The sequence below is a fragment of the Limosilactobacillus frumenti DSM 13145 genome (assembly GCF_001436045.1).
In the GTDB taxonomy this organism is placed as follows: Bacteria; Bacillota; Bacilli; order Lactobacillales; family Lactobacillaceae; genus Limosilactobacillus; species Limosilactobacillus frumenti.
This window is the reverse complement of sequence record NZ_AZER01000016.1, coordinates 24,539-42,847: the sequence shown is the minus strand read 5'-3', so window position 1 is coordinate 42,847 and position 18,309 is coordinate 24,539. Positions and strand designations below refer to the sequence as shown.

At 41.7% G+C, this 18,309-nt stretch carries 18 protein-coding genes and 1 tRNA gene; 4 read left to right on the top strand and 15 right to left on the bottom strand.

The window, feature by feature from the left end; all coding sequences use genetic code 11:
• Nucleotides 1–28: 28 nt before the first annotated feature.
• Both FD27_RS04750 and FD27_RS04745 read right to left on the bottom strand, forming a co-directional pair.
• Complete coding sequence (locus FD27_RS04750) at nucleotides 29–1,186, bottom strand: hydroxymethylglutaryl-CoA synthase (protein WP_057750327.1); 1,158 nt, start codon at nucleotides 1,184–1,186, stop codon at nucleotides 29–31.
• Nucleotides 1,186–1,857, bottom strand: coding sequence for a ribonuclease H family protein (locus FD27_RS04745; protein ID WP_057750324.1), 672 nt, complete (start codon nucleotides 1,855–1,857; stop codon nucleotides 1,186–1,188). The genes FD27_RS04750 and FD27_RS04745 overlap by 1 nt, the downstream gene beginning before the upstream one ends.
• A 170-nt stretch (nucleotides 1,858–2,027) precedes the next feature.
• Between FD27_RS04745 and FD27_RS04740 the strand changes: the two genes are divergently transcribed.
• The 3 genes from FD27_RS04740 (at nucleotide 2,028) to FD27_RS04730 (ending at nucleotide 3,613) form a co-directional block, all read left to right on the top strand.
• Nucleotides 2,028–2,408, top strand: coding sequence for a hypothetical protein (locus FD27_RS04740; RefSeq protein ID WP_157055083.1), 381 nt, complete (start codon nucleotides 2,028–2,030; stop codon nucleotides 2,406–2,408).
• A gap of 60 nt (nucleotides 2,409–2,468) precedes the next feature.
• Nucleotides 2,469–2,957 (top strand): DUF805 domain-containing protein, encoded by a 489-nt coding sequence (locus tag FD27_RS04735; RefSeq protein WP_057750318.1) that lies wholly within the window; start codon nucleotides 2,469–2,471, stop codon nucleotides 2,955–2,957.
• Nucleotides 2,958–3,229: 272 nt separating this feature from the next.
• Nucleotides 3,230–3,613, top strand: coding sequence for a hypothetical protein (locus FD27_RS04730; protein WP_057750315.1), 384 nt, complete (start codon nucleotides 3,230–3,232; stop codon nucleotides 3,611–3,613).
• A 559-nt stretch (nucleotides 3,614–4,172) separates the two neighbouring features.
• Here the strand turns inward: FD27_RS04730 and FD27_RS04725 are convergent.
• From FD27_RS04725 to uvrC, 8 genes are all read right to left on the bottom strand, one after another.
• Nucleotides 4,173–4,261 (bottom strand) — tRNA-Ser (locus tag FD27_RS04725).
• Between the two features lie 63 nt (nucleotides 4,262–4,324).
• Entirely contained in the window at nucleotides 4,325–4,936 is a 612-nt protein-coding gene (locus FD27_RS04720; protein WP_057750313.1) for a hypothetical protein, read from the bottom strand.
• 15 nt (nucleotides 4,937–4,951) lie between these two features.
• Nucleotides 4,952–5,470, bottom strand: a complete 519-nt coding sequence (locus tag FD27_RS04715; RefSeq protein WP_057750310.1) for an adenine phosphoribosyltransferase — start codon at nucleotides 5,468–5,470, stop codon at nucleotides 4,952–4,954.
• A gap of 17 nt (nucleotides 5,471–5,487) precedes the next feature.
• On the bottom strand, nucleotides 5,488–7,740 hold the full coding sequence (recJ, locus tag FD27_RS04710) for a single-stranded-DNA-specific exonuclease RecJ (protein ID WP_235803011.1): 2,253 nt from the start codon (nucleotides 7,738–7,740) through the stop codon (nucleotides 5,488–5,490).
• Between the two features lie 134 nt (nucleotides 7,741–7,874).
• Nucleotides 7,875–8,708: an SDR family NAD(P)-dependent oxidoreductase gene (locus FD27_RS04705; RefSeq protein ID WP_057750303.1), complete on the bottom strand. Its 834-nt coding sequence runs from the start codon at nucleotides 8,706–8,708 to the stop codon at nucleotides 7,875–7,877.
• Nucleotides 8,709–8,723: 15 nt separating this feature from the next.
• Nucleotides 8,724–9,653: a ribonuclease Z gene (gene rnz, locus FD27_RS04700; RefSeq protein ID WP_057750301.1), complete on the bottom strand. Its 930-nt coding sequence runs from the start codon at nucleotides 9,651–9,653 to the stop codon at nucleotides 8,724–8,726.
• A gap of 30 nt (nucleotides 9,654–9,683) precedes the next feature.
• Nucleotides 9,684–10,997 (bottom strand): GTPase ObgE, encoded by a 1,314-nt coding sequence (obgE, locus tag FD27_RS04695; protein WP_057750298.1) that lies wholly within the window; start codon nucleotides 10,995–10,997, stop codon nucleotides 9,684–9,686.
• A gap of 63 nt (nucleotides 10,998–11,060) precedes the next feature.
• The gene (uvrC, locus tag FD27_RS04690; RefSeq protein WP_057750295.1) at nucleotides 11,061–12,872 is read right to left on the bottom strand and encodes an excinuclease ABC subunit UvrC; all 1,812 of its coding nucleotides are present in this window, start codon (nucleotides 12,870–12,872) and stop codon (nucleotides 11,061–11,063) included.
• 134 nt (nucleotides 12,873–13,006) lie between these two features.
• On the opposite strand from uvrC, the gene FD27_RS08780 reads away from it, so the two are divergent.
• Entirely contained in the window at nucleotides 13,007–13,156 is a 150-nt protein-coding gene (locus tag FD27_RS08780; RefSeq protein ID WP_164477190.1) for an SPJ_0845 family protein, read from the top strand.
• A gap of 93 nt (nucleotides 13,157–13,249) precedes the next feature.
• Here the strand turns inward: FD27_RS08780 and FD27_RS04685 are convergent, their stop codons facing one another.
• The 5 genes from FD27_RS04685 to tuf form a co-directional block, all read right to left on the bottom strand.
• Nucleotides 13,250–13,549: a nucleoside triphosphate pyrophosphohydrolase family protein gene (locus FD27_RS04685; RefSeq protein WP_057750292.1), complete on the bottom strand. Its 300-nt coding sequence runs from the start codon at nucleotides 13,547–13,549 to the stop codon at nucleotides 13,250–13,252.
• 2 nt (nucleotides 13,550–13,551) lie between these two features.
• Nucleotides 13,552–14,139, bottom strand: coding sequence for a ribosome biogenesis GTP-binding protein YihA/YsxC (gene yihA / locus FD27_RS04680; protein ID WP_057750289.1), 588 nt, complete (start codon nucleotides 14,137–14,139; stop codon nucleotides 13,552–13,554).
• Nucleotides 14,140–14,157: 18 nt separating this feature from the next.
• Nucleotides 14,158–15,408 carry an ATP-dependent Clp protease ATP-binding subunit ClpX gene (gene clpX / locus FD27_RS04675; protein ID WP_057750286.1) on the bottom strand — a complete coding sequence of 417 codons (1,251 nt, stop codon included), beginning with the start codon at nucleotides 15,406–15,408 and terminating at the stop codon, nucleotides 14,158–14,160.
• 135 nt (nucleotides 15,409–15,543) lie between these two features.
• A complete protein-coding gene (tig, locus tag FD27_RS04670; RefSeq protein WP_057750283.1) occupies nucleotides 15,544–16,866 on the bottom strand; it encodes a trigger factor in 1,323 nt (440 codons plus the stop codon).
• Nucleotides 16,867–17,041: 175 nt separating this feature from the next.
• A complete protein-coding gene (gene tuf, locus FD27_RS04665) occupies nucleotides 17,042–18,232 on the bottom strand; it encodes an elongation factor Tu (RefSeq protein ID WP_057750281.1) in 1,191 nt (396 codons plus the stop codon).
• Between the last annotated feature and the right edge of the window lie 77 nt (nucleotides 18,233–18,309).

The window sequence follows — 18,309 nt, the reverse complement described above, 5'->3', positions numbered from 1 at the left end:
CAAGCTATCTAAAGTTTGGCCGCTTCTTTTATTGACGACGATAAATACGCTGATGGTTCTTTTGACCAGCTAAAACAAAGGTTTCATGGTCATTACTGAGGTCAAAAGCAATGTCAGCCTGGTTTAAACCAAGTTGCGCATTGAATTCTTGTTCATACTGCCCAACGGAAACCCGTTGACGAGCTCCCAAGTCATCAGCCACATCATTCAAATATTTCTTAAATTGAGGTTGAACAATTCCAGTATAGAATTCACCCTCTGCACCGGAGCCATATGAAAATAAGCCGATTCGGTCGCCAGCATTAACAGTGCCATTTTGTAACAGAGACATTAGACCAAGATAGAGAGAACCAGTGTACAGGTTACCAACCTTTCGACTATAAATCTGACTAGCTGTCAATTGGGAGCGGAGGGTTTCGGCAACTGCTGACTGGTCAGCCTGAAGCAAGCCTTCTAAAGCTTTCTTACCCATCTTCGTAAAGGGAAGATGAAAAGTCAGTGCAGCGAAGTCAGCTAACTGATGACCAGTGATCTGCTGGTACCGTTGCCAACACTGCAAGAAAAACTCGATATACACATTCGTTGAATATTTACCATCCACATGGGCTTCAGTAGCATATAGTGGCCGCCAAAAGTCCATTACATCTTTCGTATATGAAACGCTGGTATCTTCAAGTGAAAGGACTCGTGGATTAGTCGAAATTAACATTGCAACGGCCCCGGCACCTTGAGTTACCTCCCCCGGTGTGGCCAATCCATAGCGGGCAATGTCAGCGGCAATTACTAAGACTGTTGATTGAGGATTCATGGTTACTAATCCCTTTGCAAACTGAACTCCAGCAGTACCAGAATAGCATGCTTCTTTCAATTCCACAGCGCGCACAAAATCGTCGAGGCCTAATAGATGTTTAATATAAATTGCACTAGCTTTTGAATTGTCGATTCCTGACTCAGTAGCCACAATAATCGTTGACAGGTGTCGCTTATCTTCAGCTGTTAGCAACTTAGCAGCTGCCCTTGCACCCAAAGTTACGATATCCTGAGTTGGTGGAACAACTGCCTGCTGGTCCTGACCAATCCCAATTGTGTACTTATCAGGTTCATCCCCCCGAGTGCGAGCTAATTCACGTAAGTCCACGTACTCATCAGTCGTAGCAAAAGCCATTTTGTCAATTCCAACTTGCATTAGTGTGCCTCCATATTATCCATTGTTTGATTTAATAAGTGGTCAACTGTAATATTTCCATCATTATCGGCGTGACCCTTCGTCCATTGAAAACGAAGATGCCTAAATTGAGGTAACAGTTGCATGATTTGCAACCACAACTGCTTATTTGCAACCGCACTTCCAGAACTTGTACGCCAATTATGCCGCTGCCAACTTTGTAACCATCCCTGCATGATCGGGTCGAGAACATAATGGGAATCTAAAGTTGCAATAATTTTCTCGTCCTGCTTGCCATTTTTAACAAGAATGTACAATGCATTACGTAAAGCCATCAATTCCATCCGATTATTCGTGGCCCCATATTCGCCACCAGTGGATGTAAATTTTTGACCATTTTTCATAATTAAAAGTGCCCAGGCCGCTTTGTCAGTTTGCTTTACATGCTGGCCTTGTTTATTACCATGATTTCGTGAACCACCATCGGTAAATACATAGATCACATCAGCAGCATCATCGGGTTGATCGTGCACCGCTTGAGATGGTTTTAACCAAGTTTCAGCTTCGCTACGGGTGGTAAAACTTTTGTAAACCGCTCCAGAAAAGCCACTCACTTGTTTTTGACAATCAGCCCATGTCAAATAAATTCCCGGATGATGGCCTTGCTTGACCGCATAATATTTTTTGCTCATTTTCAACTCCCCAAAAGGATAATACAATTATTATAGCGGAATCAGGGACCTATTTTAACCATTTACCCTCGCTTTTCAATTAAACTGCTAGACACAAAGACAAAGAAGGGGTTAACTTGAAAATCACCATCAAAACGTTTGCAATAATAATCATACCATTATTAGTCTGGATGATTGCTACACCAGCTGATGCGGCCAATCGTCAACAAACAATTGCTAATCATGAACTCAAGCAAGATCTAGCAACTCACCAAGCGTATGCCAATGATGATCCAGGCAACTATGATTATGCTAAATTCATTAAGAAAATTAAATATACCGGGCATGACCACATCGTCGTTGAAGTCAAAAATAGTTTTAGCACAATGAACAAAGCAGACAAGACGCGCATTCTGGACCAGGTTCAGGGACTGGCGATCCAAGTTTTGCAAAATAATCACCTAATAACCAAGCGGCAAGCACATCACGGACTCAAGGCCACCATTCGCACAGGCCATGCGATAATTGGTAAATCAAAGCATAGTAATTACTACCAATACTCTTGGAAATAATCATATCTTTTCTTGTTAACAGTATGATATATTAGTAGCTGTTTAAAGGAGGAATACATAATGTTTAGAGCGTATAAATACTACTGGCAAAACGCATTTAAGTACCAGGCAACTTCCACCCGTGCTGATTATTGGTGGCCTGTGTTGGTGAACGTAATCATCTATGTCATCCTATGTCTATTAATGATGGCTTCTGGCATTTCATCAATTGGTTCATTAATTCAAGGAACAACTGAAGGTCTTGGAACTGCTGTCATTTTGGTAATTATTACCATAATTTTCTCTATTGCCACGATATTTCCATCCATCGCCATTACAGTACGCCGATTACGCGACGCTGGCCTATCTGGGTGGTTTGTGTTAGGTTTTTGGTTACTTTCCATTATCTTGGGAAACATTGATAATGGATTCTGCACTGGTTTAATGGCTGTGCTGGAAATTGTTTACTTGGTCATTACCTGCTTACCAAGTGGTTATATTAACAAGCACGGATGGTGGAGCCCTAACACCACGAATGATGTTCAGATTCCCAGCTTACGTAATAAATAATTAATAAAAAACGAGGCTTAAATATAAGCTAACGTATAGCCCCAGAGTTGCAAATTAACTCTGGGGCTATATGTTATACGTTAACTTCACCCCTGTATTAGATGAATTTTCTATTTCATTTGCATACTTAAAGAGCATTATAGTGGGCCAATTTATATACATTGTCAATACTTCTCTATCAAATCAAACAACACCATTGATACAAATGTTTATATATGTCGCCTAATAGTACTATTATTGATAATGAAAGCGTATTTTTAGGAGGATATAAAATGTCAGTTGTATCTATGTTATTTGCAGCAATTATTTTAACTACCATTGCATTAATCTTATACACATGGAGCATTTTTAAAATGCGTAAGCAACTTCGTAAATCCCATGTTATAGGCTTAACCGTCAGTTGGCTTTGCGATTTTGTCGGCACCTTATTGTTTTTCTTGGTCGGTCAACAAACCAAAACTAAGGTAACACCAATGTTTGTTTTTCATAGCCTGTTAGGATATCTTGCATTATTCCTTATGTTGATCTTGTTAGTTATGGTAATAAGACAATGGAAGAAACAATCCAATCAATTGCCTTCAGCTTTACGCAATTATGCCGTTATTGCTTGGCTAGTTTGGGTAATTGATTATCTCACTGGGATGATGGTTAGATAATATACTCAATTTTTAAATTCAAGTACAATACGGATACGAAACTAAAAAATGACAACATTTTGTGCTGCCTGGTATAGCTGCGTAGCCTGACACTAATTGTTTGAACAGCTTGGTATAGATAGAACAGCGATTGGTTAATTAGTTGATCTTTCAGATAGAATTCGTTACAGTTCCTATTTATGTCTCGTTTTCAAGTTGAGTGTGGATATCTTAATATGTCTCATCTTAGCTAACTGGGAGGATTATGCACCATTATCAAAGATAATCTAGTTCAGCATTCTGTTAGGGTCATTAAAGGCGGTCAGACCTTGAGGCGAACACTTTTTACCAGATGGCCTTACCAATTAAAGGGAACCTGGTCGTCATTTAATACTTCGGGGTGATTTTCAATCAAAACTCATAGTTCAAATTAGTTTGAAGATGTAAAATGGTACCCATTTGGTACCCAACCTCACTGCTTCACCCGTTTTTATACGTTTTTAAAAAATAAAAAATAGCTGTAATCCCTTATATATCAAGGAATTACAGCTATTTGCGTTTTTACACGCTTTTATAATAAAGGAGAGTACAGGATTTGAACCTGCGCGCCCGCTCTACACGGGTTCGCCGGATTTCGAGTCCGGTGCATTACCACTCTGCCAACTCTCCATAATTCAACGCTCTTATTTTAACAAAGTTCACTAACTTCGTAAAGCGCTGAATAATTTATAATTATTGATTTGCAATATCATATGCCGTCCGTCCATCAGTAGCCTTATACATCGTCTGGCTACTATCAGAAGGATTAACAATGCTAATAGAATAGCCATTCCCAAGGACCTTTGAAATATCCTTAGAATTAGTTTTGATCGACTTAGTCAAGTTAGACCAACCCATTTGTTCAGCCTGACTTGGATCCTGGGCCAAAGCCTTCAGTGCCTCAACGGTATCATCATTAGTTGGGGTAATCTTAAAGGTCTTGCTCTTAGCTGAATAGTCCACTGTTCCAAACTTGGAGTAGCCCTTTTGCAGTTGACGTAGTACCGCCATTGCTTTATTTTCTTGAACAGCAGAATCTTGATCTTGGCCATTCATTCCACTCTTATTAGAGAAAGAAAGGGAATTATTACCAGAAGCAACTTGGGCCGAGCTCGAATTGGAGCTAGATTGAGAAGAGTTGTGATTAAATACCGGTAATTTGATAATTCCGAAAGCAATCGCAACAATACTCAGGACAACAATAATAGTTCCTGTCTTCCATTCTCGATACTGTTGCCAAGAATTTGCTAAGTAAAAGCCACCAAGAATCAGAAATAGGCCACCAAGAATAATCAAGAAAACCATAACAGATACTCCAATCTAAAATTCCATTAATGCTTCCATATCGTAGTCTTTGATCTTTTCCCGACCATGAAGATCCTTTAACTCAATTAGAAAGGCACAACCAACAACTTTGCCGCCCATCCGTTCCACCATATCGATTGTTGCCGAGATCGTACCCCCGGTAGCAAGTAAGTCATCGACAACTAAAACACGTTGGCCAGGCTTGATAGAATCTGCTTCCATCTGCAACGTCGCCGTTCCGTATTCTAATTTATAAGTGGATGAAATTGCCTTACGCGGTAACTTCCCTTTCTTACGCGCAGGGGCAAAACCAACTTGAAGCTCACGAGCAATTGGGCAACCAACAATAAAGCCCCGGGCCTCAGGTCCAACTACCATATCAACTTGCTTGTCCTTGGCATATGCAACTAATTCGTCAGTTGCTTGCTTAAAAGCCTTACCGTTAGCCATTAATGGTAAAATGTCACGAAAAATGATCCCCTTTTCAGGATAATCAGGAATACTTGCAACATATTTATACAGGTCTAAAGTCATAAAAGTTATGTTCTCCTTTATTTAACGTTTAAACAGTTGAACAACCACTCAGCAACCTCTTTACTGTCGCTAAACAGAAGGATCTTTTCCGCTCGATATTGAGCAGCCATTTTCAAATATTGGTCAGTCTGTTTTAAGTCAACTTTGGTTGAGTGGTTACTTAAGTTTAAAATGCCATCATTAATTGTAACAAATCCTGCGTCAGAAAACACTTTAATCATACATTTTAGTTTCTCTGCATTGATTTTTAGGTAGTTAGCAAGCGGCGTGAAGTACTGGCCTAAATCTAGTTTGTGCTGACCATATAAGAAACGATAAAGACTAGCAAAATCTTGACGGTTCGGCATCCCCGCCAGGTAAATACTATGTGGTTGAAAAAGAAGCAAGCGAATCAACGAAGGAACAGTATTACCATTCTTAAAAAGATCTTCAAAGCTGGCTAAACTTGGTGGACAATCAACAATTGTCAAAGTTGCATTACTAAAATCAACTTGAACCGCCTGCTCGGCACTGATAGCCATCCCAGCTGGCAAGTGCGTTTTAATATTATCCAATAATTTCTGATCATAAACAATATAATACCCAGGAGCACTAAATAATGTTGGTGATAAGCGATTGGTTCGTTGATCAACCACTACTGGATTTGCTAATTGAATATCGACAAGCATCAATTGAATACTGCGCTTACCTCGCCATTCATTGACAGATATCTTCACAGCAAGCTTCAGTGGTCCCTTAAACTGAGCTGATAACTGCGAAGCTAGCGCCCCCTTATTAAAGGCGACCACCTGAACACCATTAACCTTAAATTTTAGATGAGTATGATCCTGTCCCATTGTTCGAACATCAGTCACTGAATTAGTATCGACCTCAAAGATTGGTTCATCATTATCAGGGCCAAATGGCGATAATAACATTAGCTGCTCATATAGTTGATTACTAATTTCCGTCGGAGTGAGCTGACCAGCAATTTGAAGTGACTGCTTTTTCTGACCACTAAATCCCTGATTGGCCGCTTCGTCATTTAAAGCATCTTGCAACTGTTCTAAGTTACTTGCCATAAACGATAATCCACAAGCAGCAGGGTGGCCACCAAACGTTGTCATCAGATCACGGTGCCCATCTAATGCCTGAAAAAGGTCGAAGCCATCAACACTGCGTCCTGATCCTTTAGCAACATCATCACCATCATTGACGGAAGCAACAATTGTCGGTTTTCCAGTTTGCTCAACTATCCGTGATGCAATGATACCCAGCACTCCTTGATGCCAGTTATGTCCAAAAACAATTAACGTTGGCGAACCAGCCTCAATCAACTTGTCAACAATTGGTTGTGCTTCCTTCACAATTTGGTCGACCAATTGTTTCCGCCTATCATTAGCGTTTTCCACCTGCTGGGCTAACTGTTTGGCGGTGGCCTCATCAAAAGTCGTCAGTAATTCGACACCCTTGCTAGCATTGCTAACTCTGCCTAACGCATTCAGTCGCGGTGCAATGGTGAATGCAATATCGGTACTAGTGATGTTTTGTTCATTAACATTGCTTAAATCTACGAGCGCGTGCAGACCTGGACGAGTACCAGCACGCAATGCTTGAATACCAAAAGAAATCAAAGATCGATTTTCATCATTAACAGATACCAGATCAGCAATTTCACCAATTGCAACTAGGTCCAACATCTCTTCAGGGAATTCTCCCGTCAATGCCCAAGCGACTTTAAAGGCAACTCCCACCCCAGAGAGGTCAGGGAAAGGGTACTTGCTTCCTGGGAAGCGCGGGTGAACAATCGCTGTAGCGTTTGGCAATTCGCCAGGCATTTCGTGATGATCTGTGACAACCACGTCTACTCCTTGTCCCATTACTGAGTCAATCACATCTTTTCCAGAAACACCATTATCAACAGTCACAATGAGTTTCGTCCCATCATTAACAATCTGCCGATAAACTTCCGCATTAGGTCCATACCCATCCTTAAACCGGTCAGGAATGTAATAGTGAACATCAGCACCGAGGTCTTGCAAGGTTTCATACATCAGCGCTGTTGAAGTGATTCCATCGGCATCATAATCGCCATAAATCGTGATTCGTTCCTGGTCCGCAATTGCCTGCTGGATTCGATCAACTGCCTTGTCCATATCGTGTAACAGGTGTGGATCGTGAATACTGTCGATTGCGGGGTGAATAAATGCTTGAACTGCTTCAGGAGTTTTAATACCCTTTGAAATCAATAATTGGGCAATTATTGGTGAGCAACCTGTTTGTTTTGCCAAATCATCTATTAACCCCTGCTCATCCTTTGTTAGTTGTGTTATTTTCCATTGATAATGAGCATTGATCATTCGGTTTCCCCATTTCCTGTACTATAAACATGAACGAGACTGGGCACAATACCCAGTCTCATTATTTAAAGTTCACTACGATTTTGTTGAAAATCAAAAAATTTCTTAATTGTCCAATCGCCTAATCCTGGAATCATCCGGTAAACCCAGCTGAGGTATGACACGTAGGTTGGCACATTAATTTCACGGGTCTTGTAACCAACATTGTCCCACACCTCACGCGCCAAGTCATCCACCGAAATGAACATCCACTTCGGCAAATGAGAACGGTATTGACTGTTTGGACTCGTGTGTCGCCAGAATGGTGTATCAATTGGACCCGGGTTCACAGTTAAGACCTGTACACCATAATCAGCAACTTCCATCCGCAAAACATCATCAAACTGAATCAAGCCAGCCTTAGTAGCAGAATAGGCTGCACTATTTGGCGTAGGAATTTTCCCCGCAATAGATCCAAGATTAATGATGGCACCATATCCCTGATCCATCATTTGTTTAGCAACACAGCGACTAATATACATTGCCGCTAATAAATTAACTTTGACCATTTGCGCAAATGTGGACCATTGTTCATGAACTGCTTCAGAGAAATCACCCAAACCGGCAGAGTTGACAAGCACGTCAATTCCCCCAACTTCGTGATTAATTTTTCCAAGGACCTGGTCAATTTGATCTGGATCGGTCACATCTAGCTGATATGAGAATGATGGCCGTCCTGAGAGGATTAAGCACTGTTGTTCAACTTTACGAAGCTGCTCAATATTGCGAGCAGCGACGACCACAATTGCTCCCCGTCGAGCTGCTTCTAAGGCAAGTGCTTTACCGATACCACTCGACCCGCCTGTGATCAGGACAACTTTGTTCTTCAAAAAACGTAACGTTTTAAATCGTCTCAGCATTGTTTTCCCTCCTCCCTACTTGTTGAAAGGAATATCGATTACATCGAAATCATTTACTACCCGCGTATTTGGCAGAATATCACGTACTTGGTAGGCCAGCTGGTAAGCAGCTTTCCCAGTGTAGCGCGCGGAAATATGGGTCAATAGTAATCGCTTAACATGGGCAGCCTTAGCAACTTCTGCCGCCTGTTGACTAGTGGAGTGATAATAGCTCCGCGCCATCTGCGCCTCATTTTTGGCAAAGGTACTTTCATGAACTAAAACATCAGCATTTTGTGCCAAGATGATTGCATTCTTAGTCTTGCGCGTATCACCCATAATTGCAACAATTCGCCCTGGTTGTGGGTGACCTATATAATCATGGCCATCAATGGTACGACCATCAGGCAAAGTAACGGTCTTACCAGCCTTAAGTTGTCCGTAGAGTGGTCCTGATGGTACATGATCTGCTTTCAGCTTATCAACTAGTAATTCACCGGGATGGTCAGCTTCTTCAATCCGGTAACCATAGCAGGCAATCTTATGATCTAGATGCATCGTCGTCACCTTAAAGCCATTCTGATCAAAAAGAACCTGGTCATGGTCAATTTCGACGAAATGTAAGGGATAACTCAAACGCGATTCACTAACCTGTAAAGCAGTCAAAACAAACCGCTTGATCCCCACTGGTCCATAGATGGTAAGCGGTTCATTACCGCCTTGAAAAGAACGGGAACTTAATAAGCCTGGTAACCCGAAGATATGATCACCATGCAAGTGAGTAATAAATATTTTGCTAATTTTACGAGGACGGATTGTCGTCCGTAAGATTTGGTGTTGGGTAGCTTCCCCAGCGTCGAACAACCAAACTTCATTCAATTCTTCCAGTAGACGAAGAGCGACACTTGTAACATTACGCTGCTTACTGGGTGAGCCGGCGCCAGTACCTAAAAACTCTAGTTGCATGTTTTCTTCTCCTTATCATTTAAACCATGGTTATTGAATAAATTCGAAAGCAAATTTATCAATCCGCACCATGTCGCCGTCTTTAATTCCCGCTTTACGAAGAGCATCATCAACTCCCATACGACGTAGTTGACGTGCAAAGCGAAGCTGACTATCTTCATGTGTCAAGTCGGTCATCTTAAACAAACGTTCAAGCTTGTCACCACTGAGAACCCACGTACCATCATCATCACGATCAATCGTGAAGTCAGGAGTATTCTTTTCTGGTGCCGCAGCCTTATACGTAGCAGTGAGTTGTTCATCATGGCTCTCACTATCAAATGCTGGCGTTTGATCTAGTAAATCTGCAGTCAGTTGCATCAGCTGCTGAACACCATCATGAGTCACCGCAGAGATTGGAAAAATCTGTGGCTGCTTTTCCAACGTATGGTCTGCAGCTAATTGTTTCTTGAAGTGTTCCAGATTCTTCTGGGCATTCGGTAGGTCCATCTTAGTGGCAACAACAATTTGCGGACGCTTTAATAATTCCGGATCATAGTTCGCCAGCTCATGGTTAATCTGTCGATAGCGTTCAATACCTTGATCAGGATCTTCAGCACTCATATCAACCAGGTGTAACAAGACCCGCGTCCGTTCAATGTGACGAAGGAACTTTAAGCCCAAGCCAACACCTTTAGATGCACCTTCAATCAGTCCTGGCATATCCGCCATTGCAAAGTCACGACCATCTGGCAGGAGGACCATACCAAGATTGGGAACCAAGGTTGTAAATTCGTAAGCAGCAATTTTCGGCTTAGCTCCCGTGACCACAGAAAGCAGCGTTGATTTCCCAACTGACGGGAAGCCCACTAAACCAACATCAGCTAACATCTTTAATTCTAATTCGACATAGCGATCCTGCCCTGGTTCGCCATTCTCGGCAATTTCCGGTGCCGGATTTTTGGCGCTGGCAAAGTGAATATTACCACGACCGCCACGACCACCCTTAGCAATTGTTAGTTCCTGACCATTTTTGATCAGGTCACCAATAATTTCACCAGTATCTAAGTCACGGACGGTCGTTCCCTGTGGCACTTTAATCACAGTATCTTCAGCACTGGGACCAGTCATTTGTTTGCTCATCCCATTACCGCCATTCTTAGCCTTAAAAATACGGTGGTAACGAAAATCCATTAACGTCCGCAATCCTTCGTCAACTTTAAGGATGATACTTCCGCCGCAGCCGCCATCACCACCTGATGGTCCACCGTTAGGAACGTATTTTTCCCGGCGAAAAGAAACCATTCCGTTGCCGCCTTTACCGGCGTGTGCTTCAATTTTAATTTGATCCACAAAAGTGTTCATTATTAATTTCTCCGTTCTTCAATCTAATAACTAGTATATTGAATAATTTAACAAGCGTCAAAATCAATCATGACTGCTCCCCTTAGCAACCTCTGCGTTACCCTGGAGAGATACTTTGATTAATTGGGCTGTTGGTCGATTAATTCCTAAACTATGGATTTCATCGACTGATGCGTTAGCAATCTTACTGATGGACCCATATTTTTGCAGGAGCTTTGTCCGTGTTCGCGGACCGACACCTTTAATTGCATCAAGACGGGAAGCCAATGAATTCTTCGCATGAACACGACGGTGAAAAGTAATTGCAAACCGGTGCACTTCATCTTGAATTCGCTGTACGAGGTAAAAGCCTTGACTACGCGGATTGAGATTAATGTGGTGATCATCATCACCAAATAATAAGTCAGCTGTCCTGTGCTTATTATTCTTCACCATCCCCACCACTGGGATATCTAAATTAAGCTCATTTTCTAAGACGTCCCGAGCAGCATTCATTTGCACTTCACCACCATCCATAAAAATCATGTCGGGCATCCGTTGATTCTCCTTCAAGAGGCGGGTATAACGACGCCGAATAACCTCCCGCGTGCTGGCGGCCTCATCGGCATGATTAATAACTGTCTTTAATTTATACTTACGATAAAGTTTCTTAGCTGGTTTACCATCGACAAAAACCACCATTGCACTGACGGGATCCGCACCTTGAATATGTGAATGGTCAAAAGCTTCAATTTTGTGACCCGCTGGCAAGCCTAAAGCATCAGTAACTTCCTTCATTGCCCCAGTAGTCTTACTTTCATCCATCGCTAGCAATCGAAACTTTTCATCCAGAGTTAAATGGGCATTTTCCTTGGCCATATTCATTAGGTCACGTTTTTCGCCCCGTTCAGGGGTACGAACAGGTACTCCCAGGATTTCACTAATCTCTTGATTTGGTAAGCCCCGCGGAAGAAGAATTTCCTTGGGCAAAATATTATTTGGACGATTATAAAATTGTAAAATGAAACTAGTCATTTCTTCGACTGCCGTATCAACAATCGGGAACAACCGCTTTTCACGTTTCATCAACCGCGCTTGGCGAATGAAGAAAACTTGAATTGATAACCAACCCTTATCCATATAGAAGTTGAATAGATCGCGGGGCGTCTTATCATTCGAAATAATTTTCTGCTTTTCAACAGTGACCTTAATATAGTGTAACTGGTCCCGAATCTCAGCTGCTCGTTCGAATTCTAGATTTGCTGACGCTTGGTTCATTTCAGCAATAAGCTTTTTTTTCACGTTCGCCGTGTTGCCGTTTAAAAATGATTTAATGCGCTGAATTTGACGATCATATTCTTCTGGAGGAACGGTCTTAAAACAAGCGCCCAGGCATTGCCCCATGTGGTAATACAAACATGGTCGATGTTGGTACCCATTGCAACGACGGAGTGGATAAACTTTTTGGATGAAATGGAGCGTTTCTTCAGCTGCATAAACGTTCGGATAGGGACCAAAATAATAAGCTCCGTCCTTTTTAATTTGTCCAGTAATCTTAGTTTGTGGATCCCGTTCATTTGTAATCTTGATGTATGGATATCCTGTGCCCTGTTTCAATTTGATATTGAAATAAGGCTGATGTTCCTTAATCAAGGTGATCTCTAATAGGAATGATTCCTTATTGGTTGAAGTCACAATGGTTTCAAAGTCAGCAACTTCTGAGACCATTTTTGCCACTTTACCAGTATGGGAACTCTTAAAGTAAGACCGCACCCGATTCTTCAGATTCTTGGCTTTACCGACATAGATGATCTGATCATTGATATTCTTCATTAAGTAACAGCCCGGCTTATCGGGTAACAGGGCTAATTTATGTTCAATGTGCTCACTCGCCATCTACTGACTCCTTCCTTAATCCAAAACTATATTATACGTGATCTTTCCTTTCTTTGGTAATTTACAGCTTGATAAATTGCATATTATTACTAACATATGCTACAGTAACGATAAATAATAAAGGGGTGAATCAAATGGGACTAGTCACAAGACGTAGCTTGCAACTGGACAAAATGTTTGATCAATTTGCCGTTGATCCAAAAGACACGAAAAAGAAACCAACTGATTCTAAAGTCAAGTCAAAGAAAAATAATAAAAATTCTCCAACTAAAGATACAAAATAGTTTATTGGAATAATATTCGAAAAGGCCTAACGTTCTTACTTTCTTGAACGCTAGGCCCTTTTGTTATGCAATAAGCATTAATACACCCACAATTTAATTATTCTTAGTGAACCCCTTTGGATACCGCCGGTTAAGTTCTGCAATATTGTTTTTAGCAACATCATCAAACGGAATATCAGCCCATTCAGCAATTTGCGAAAGGTACCAGAGGACATCACCCATTTCATGGGTCAATTGCTGACGATCAAGCTTTTGTCCACGAAAAGTATAATTCTTTACCAAATCAACAACTTGTCCAGCTTCACCAGCTAACCCTAACGCGCAATTAGTTAATACCTGCTCATTACCATAAAGCGTTCTTTTAGCTGCATTCTGATACTCATTGAAATCCATTACTATTTCCCCATTCGTTGCTCAATCCATTGCCAAATTTTATCCTTACCCTGCTTCGAAACGGCAGAGAAAAGTTGCAAATCATCAGGTGACGGTAATTCTAACGCCCGACTAACTTCATTAATTGTCCGATTGAGTGCGCTAGGCTTGACCTTGTCAATCTTAGTAGCAACAACCAGCGTTGGAATATTATAATACCGTAACCATTGATACATTGAAATATCATCGTCGCTCGGCTTATGCCGGCCATCCACAAGTTCAATGACGCCACGTAATTGTTGCCTGGTCGTTAGGTACTCCTCAATCATCTGGCCAAAACGTTCTCGTTCTTTCTTTGAAACCTTGGCATACCCATAACCAGGAACATCAATAAAATACATCTGATGTTCCACTTCATAAAAGTTAAGCGTTTGGGTCTTGCCCGGTTGACTAGATGTGTGGGCAAAGTTGCGACGATTAATGAGGACATTCGTTAGCGAAGACTTGCCAACATTGGAGCGCCCAACCAAAGCGATCTCTGGATAATTAGTAGATGGGTATTGCTTGGGATCGACCGCACTAATAGTTAAATCAACATTGTGCACTTCCATATCCTCATCCTCCTTTAGTTATGAAGCCTGCTGGTCCTTCATTACATACCGCGGCTCAGTATGGTTAGTAACACACCGCTTATCAATAATCACTTTTTCAACGTCTTGGCGACTAGGCAAATCATACATAACATCACGCATGACCCCTTCGATGATGGAACGAAGGCCACGAGCCCCCGTGTTTCGTTTGATAGCCAATTGTGCCATTGCCCGTAAGGCCCCATCAGTAAAGCTCAACTGACTACCATCAAGACGAATTAACTCTTGATATTGTTTTACAAGGGCATTCTTTGGTTCAGTTAAGATCCGGACCAGGTCATCCTCATCCAATTTCTGCAGGGCAGTCATTACCGGTAATCGCCCAATGAATTCGGGAATTAATCCAAATTTTAATAGATCTTCCGGGATAACATGCTGTAGAATATTCTTTTCCGTTACGTTAGCAGCTTCATTGGAGTCTGTACCGAAACCAATCGTCTTATCACCTAAACGTTCTTTAACGATGTTTTCAATGCCATCAAACGCTCCACCAACGATAAAGAGGATATTCTTTGTATCAACCTGAATAAATTCCTGTTGGGGATGCTTGCGACCACCCTGAGGCGGCACGTTGGCAATCGTTCCTTCCAAGATCTTCAGCAAGGCTTGTTGAACCCCTTCACCAGAAACATCACGAGTAATCGAAACGTTTTCAGCTTTCTTAGCAATCTTATCAATTTCATCGATATAGATAATGCCCTTTTCAGCAGCTTCCACATCATAATCAGCGGCCTGGACGAGCTTTAAGATGATGTTTTCAACATCCTCACCAACATACCCCGCCTCAGTCAAAGTCGTTGCATCAGCAATGGCAAAAGGAACATTTAGGATCTTAGCAAGCGACTGCGCCAGATAAGTTTTCCCTGATCCGGTTGGTCCAATCACAGCGATGTTACTCTTTTGGAGTTCAGTATCATTATTATCGCCAGTTACCATGGCGTTAACACGTTTGTAATGATTGTACACGGCAACAGCCAAGGTCTTCTTAGCATCTTCTTGGCCGATAACGTAGTCATTCAATTGACTCATAATTTCTTCGGGAGTCGGAACCTTGAATGTGCTTTGTTTATTATCATCGGCTAATTCTTGCTGGATAATATGCTGACAGAGGTCGACACACTCATTACAAATGTAGACTCCTGGTCCTGCCACAATCTTCTTAACCTCATCTTGTGATTTACCACAAAATGAACAGTGGACAGAATCCATCCCATTAGTATCTTCAAACATCGATTCAGCCTCCTCTAGACTTATGATTTCATGATACCAAAATAATGGATGCAATACGAATGTTTGCTCTTTAAACCCGGAAAAAAAACGCCCAATCAGTTTGATTGGACATTTTTATTTAGTTCACATGCAAGATTACTTGTCAGACTTTTTGTCGTCCTTTTTTGCTGACTTAACTTGCTTTGCTGAATCAGCAACTAAGTCAACGGCCTTACGAATCTTGATATCATGAGTCAACATATCTTCAGAAAGAGCATTCTTAATTTGATCTTCTTTCATGTTGTATTGCTTTGCCAAGTTGCTAATTTCATCCTTGATTTCATCATCAGAGGCAGTTAATTTAGCATCATCGACAATTGCTTCAAGAACCAGGTTAGTCTTAACACGTTGAGCGGCATCAGCAGCAAATTGCTTCTTAAGGTCTTCTTCCTTAGTACCAGTAATTTGGAAGTACATCTTAGGACTGATTCCTTGTTGTTGCATACCTGCTAAGTATTGTTGCATTTGACGGTTAGTGTCATCATCCAACATTGATTGTGGAATGTCTTGGATGTCAGCATTCTTAACAGCGGCTTCAATAGCAGCATCTTCAATGGCAGCCTTAGCTTGGTTTTTCTTGTCTTCTTGAAGTTGCTTCTTAGTCTTGTCACGTAATTCAGCTAAAGTATCAACGTCTTCGTCGACATCCTTAGCAAAATCATCATCAAGGTCTGGCAATTGCTTTTCCTTGATTTCGTGCATCTTAACCTTGAAAGTAGCGTCCTTACCAGCCAAGTTCTTAGCATGGTAATCCTTTGGGAAGGTAACCTTAACTTCAACATCGTCACCAGTATTGTGACCAATTAATTGGTCTTCAAAGCCAGGGATGAATGAACCAGAGCCCAATTCAAGGGAGTAGTTATCAGCAGAACCACCATCAAACTTCTTGCCATCAACAGTACCTTCGTAGTCAATAACAACGGTGTCACCCTTAGCAGCAGGCTTATCTTCCTTCAAAACTAATTCAGCTTGTTGTTGACGCTTCTTGTCTAATTCAGCATCAACGTCGGCATCACTAACACTGGTGTCTTGTTCAGGCACTTCCATGCCCTTGTATTCACCTAATTTAACTTCAGGCTTAACATCAACAGTAGCAGTTAAGACCCAAGGTTGATCCTTTTCCATGCTCTTAATATCAATTTGAGGTTGAGCAACTGGTTCAATCTTAGTTTCCTTAACAGCATCACTGTAAGCATTTGGAAGAACCTTGTTTAAGGCGTCTTGGTAAAGTGATTCTTCACCATACATTTGGTCGAAGATTTGACGTGGAACCCGGCCCTTACGGAAACCTGGAACAGTAATCTTCTTCTTAGTTTCGGCAAATGCTTCATCGAGACCTTTCTTAATAGTTTCGACATCAATTTCGAATGTCAAAGTGCCCTTGCTGGCTTCGCTATCGCGTTCCCATTTTGCTGACATTTTATTTCCTCCAATATTGATCAAATTGACCATAATCCTTTAAAAGGCTGGTCTTTACATACTTTAATAGTGTACCCTACAGACTCGTTAATTGCAACTTATTGGAAGCTTAGTTGCAATAAAAAAAGGATGCGGAATAACTCCGCATCCTTTTGACTGTTAACTAATTAATAAATTAGTCTAAGACGTCGGATACAACACCGGCACCAACAGTGTGTCCACCTTCACGAATAGTGAACTTTAGACCCTTTTCAAGGGCAACTGGCTTTTGCAAGTTAACAGTGAAGGTAACGTTATCACCAGGCATAACCATTTCTACACCGTCTGGTAATTCAATAGTACCAGTAACATCAGTGGTGTGGAAGTAGAATTGTGGACGGTAGTTTGAGAAGAATGGAGTGTGACGGCCCCCTTCTTCCTTAGTCATAACATAAACTTCACCCTTGAAGTTCTTGTGAGTTTGGATTGAACCTGGTTCAGCAAGAACTTGGCCACGTTCAACTTGGTCGTGTGAAATACCACGAAGAAGAACACCAACGTTATCTCCGGCTTCACCAAGGTCAAGAGTCTTGTGGAACATTTCCAAACCAGTAACAGTTGACTTTTGTACCTTGTCAGTTAAACCAACGATTTCAACATCGTCACCAATCTTAACAGTACCACGGTCGATACGACCAGATACAACGGTACCACGACCAGTGATAGTGAAGACGTCTTCGATAGGCATCATGAATGGCTTATCAGTAGGACGCTTTGGAGTTGGAATGTAGTCATCGATAACATCGAGCAAGTGAAGAACAACCTTTTCTTGTTCTGGGTCACCTTGAAGAGCCTTCAAAGCAGATCCACGGATAACAGGAATATCGTCACCAGGGAAATCGTATTCGCTAAGTAAGTCACGAACTTCCATTTCAACAAGGTCAACTAATTCGTCATCGTCAACAAGGTCAACCTTGTTCAGGAAGACAACGATGTACTTAACACCAACCTGACGAGCCAAGAGGATGTGTTCACGGGTTTGTGGCATAGGACCATCATCCGCAGCAACAACCAAGATGGCACCATCCATTTGTGCAGCACCAGTGATCATGTTCTTAACGTAGTCGGCGTGACCTGGAGCATCGATGTGTGCGTAGTGACGCTTTTCAGTTTCGTATTCAACGTGGGCAGTGTTGATAGTGATACCACGTTCCTTTTCTTCTGGAGCGGCATCGATATCTTCAAACTTTTCTTGCTTTGCCAGACCCTTTTCAGCCAATACCTTAGTGATAGCAGCAGTTAAAGTAGTCTTCCCATGGTCAACGTGGCCAATAGTACCAATGTTTACATGGGGCTTTGTACGTTCATAATGTTCTTTTTCAGCCATTAATGAAAACCTCCTGTGAATTTACAAGTATAATGCCAGTCAACACGTGACTGACACACCCTTATAGATATTGTACT

Excerpts from the sequence above, each read along its gene's own strand:
- FD27_RS04715 (WP_057750310.1), bottom strand. The coding sequence starts at position 5,470 with ATGACTTTAGACCTGTATAAATATGTTGCAAGTATTCCTGATTATCCT.
- FD27_RS04685 (WP_057750292.1), bottom strand. The coding sequence starts at position 13,549 with ATGGATTTCAATGAGTATCAGAATGCAGCTAAAAGAACGCTTTATGGT.
- tuf (WP_057750281.1), bottom strand. The coding sequence starts at position 18,232 with ATGGCTGAAAAAGAACATTATGAACGTACAAAGCCCCATGTAAACATT.
- rnz (WP_057750301.1), bottom strand. The coding sequence starts at position 9,653 with ATGCAACTAGAGTTTTTAGGTACTGGCGCCGGCTCACCCAGTAAGCAG.
- yihA (WP_057750289.1), bottom strand. The coding sequence starts at position 14,139 with ATGGAAGTGCACAATGTTGATTTAACTATTAGTGCGGTCGATCCCAAG.
- FD27_RS04740 (WP_157055083.1), top strand. The coding sequence starts at position 2,028 with ATGATTGCTACACCAGCTGATGCGGCCAATCGTCAACAAACAATTGCT.
- FD27_RS04705 (WP_057750303.1), bottom strand. The coding sequence starts at position 8,708 with ATGCTGAGACGATTTAAAACGTTACGTTTTTTGAAGAACAAAGTTGTC.
- clpX (WP_057750286.1), bottom strand. The coding sequence starts at position 15,408 with ATGTTTGAAGATACTAATGGGATGGATTCTGTCCACTGTTCATTTTGT.
- FD27_RS04730 (WP_057750315.1), top strand. The coding sequence starts at position 3,230 with ATGTCAGTTGTATCTATGTTATTTGCAGCAATTATTTTAACTACCATT.
- FD27_RS04720 (WP_057750313.1), bottom strand. The coding sequence starts at position 4,936 with ATGGTTTTCTTGATTATTCTTGGTGGCCTATTTCTGATTCTTGGTGGC.
- obgE (WP_057750298.1), bottom strand. The coding sequence starts at position 10,997 with ATGAACACTTTTGTGGATCAAATTAAAATTGAAGCACACGCCGGTAAA.
- uvrC (WP_057750295.1), bottom strand. The coding sequence starts at position 12,872 with ATGGCGAGTGAGCACATTGAACATAAATTAGCCCTGTTACCCGATAAG.
- FD27_RS04745 (WP_057750324.1), bottom strand. The coding sequence starts at position 1,857 with ATGAGCAAAAAATATTATGCGGTCAAGCAAGGCCATCATCCGGGAATT.
- tig (WP_057750283.1), bottom strand. The coding sequence starts at position 16,866 with ATGTCAGCAAAATGGGAACGCGATAGCGAAGCCAGCAAGGGCACTTTG.
- FD27_RS04735 (WP_057750318.1), top strand. The coding sequence starts at position 2,469 with ATGTTTAGAGCGTATAAATACTACTGGCAAAACGCATTTAAGTACCAG.
- FD27_RS08780 (WP_164477190.1), top strand. The coding sequence starts at position 13,007 with ATGGGACTAGTCACAAGACGTAGCTTGCAACTGGACAAAATGTTTGAT.
- FD27_RS04750 (WP_057750327.1), bottom strand. The coding sequence starts at position 1,186 with ATGCAAGTTGGAATTGACAAAATGGCTTTTGCTACGACTGATGAGTAC.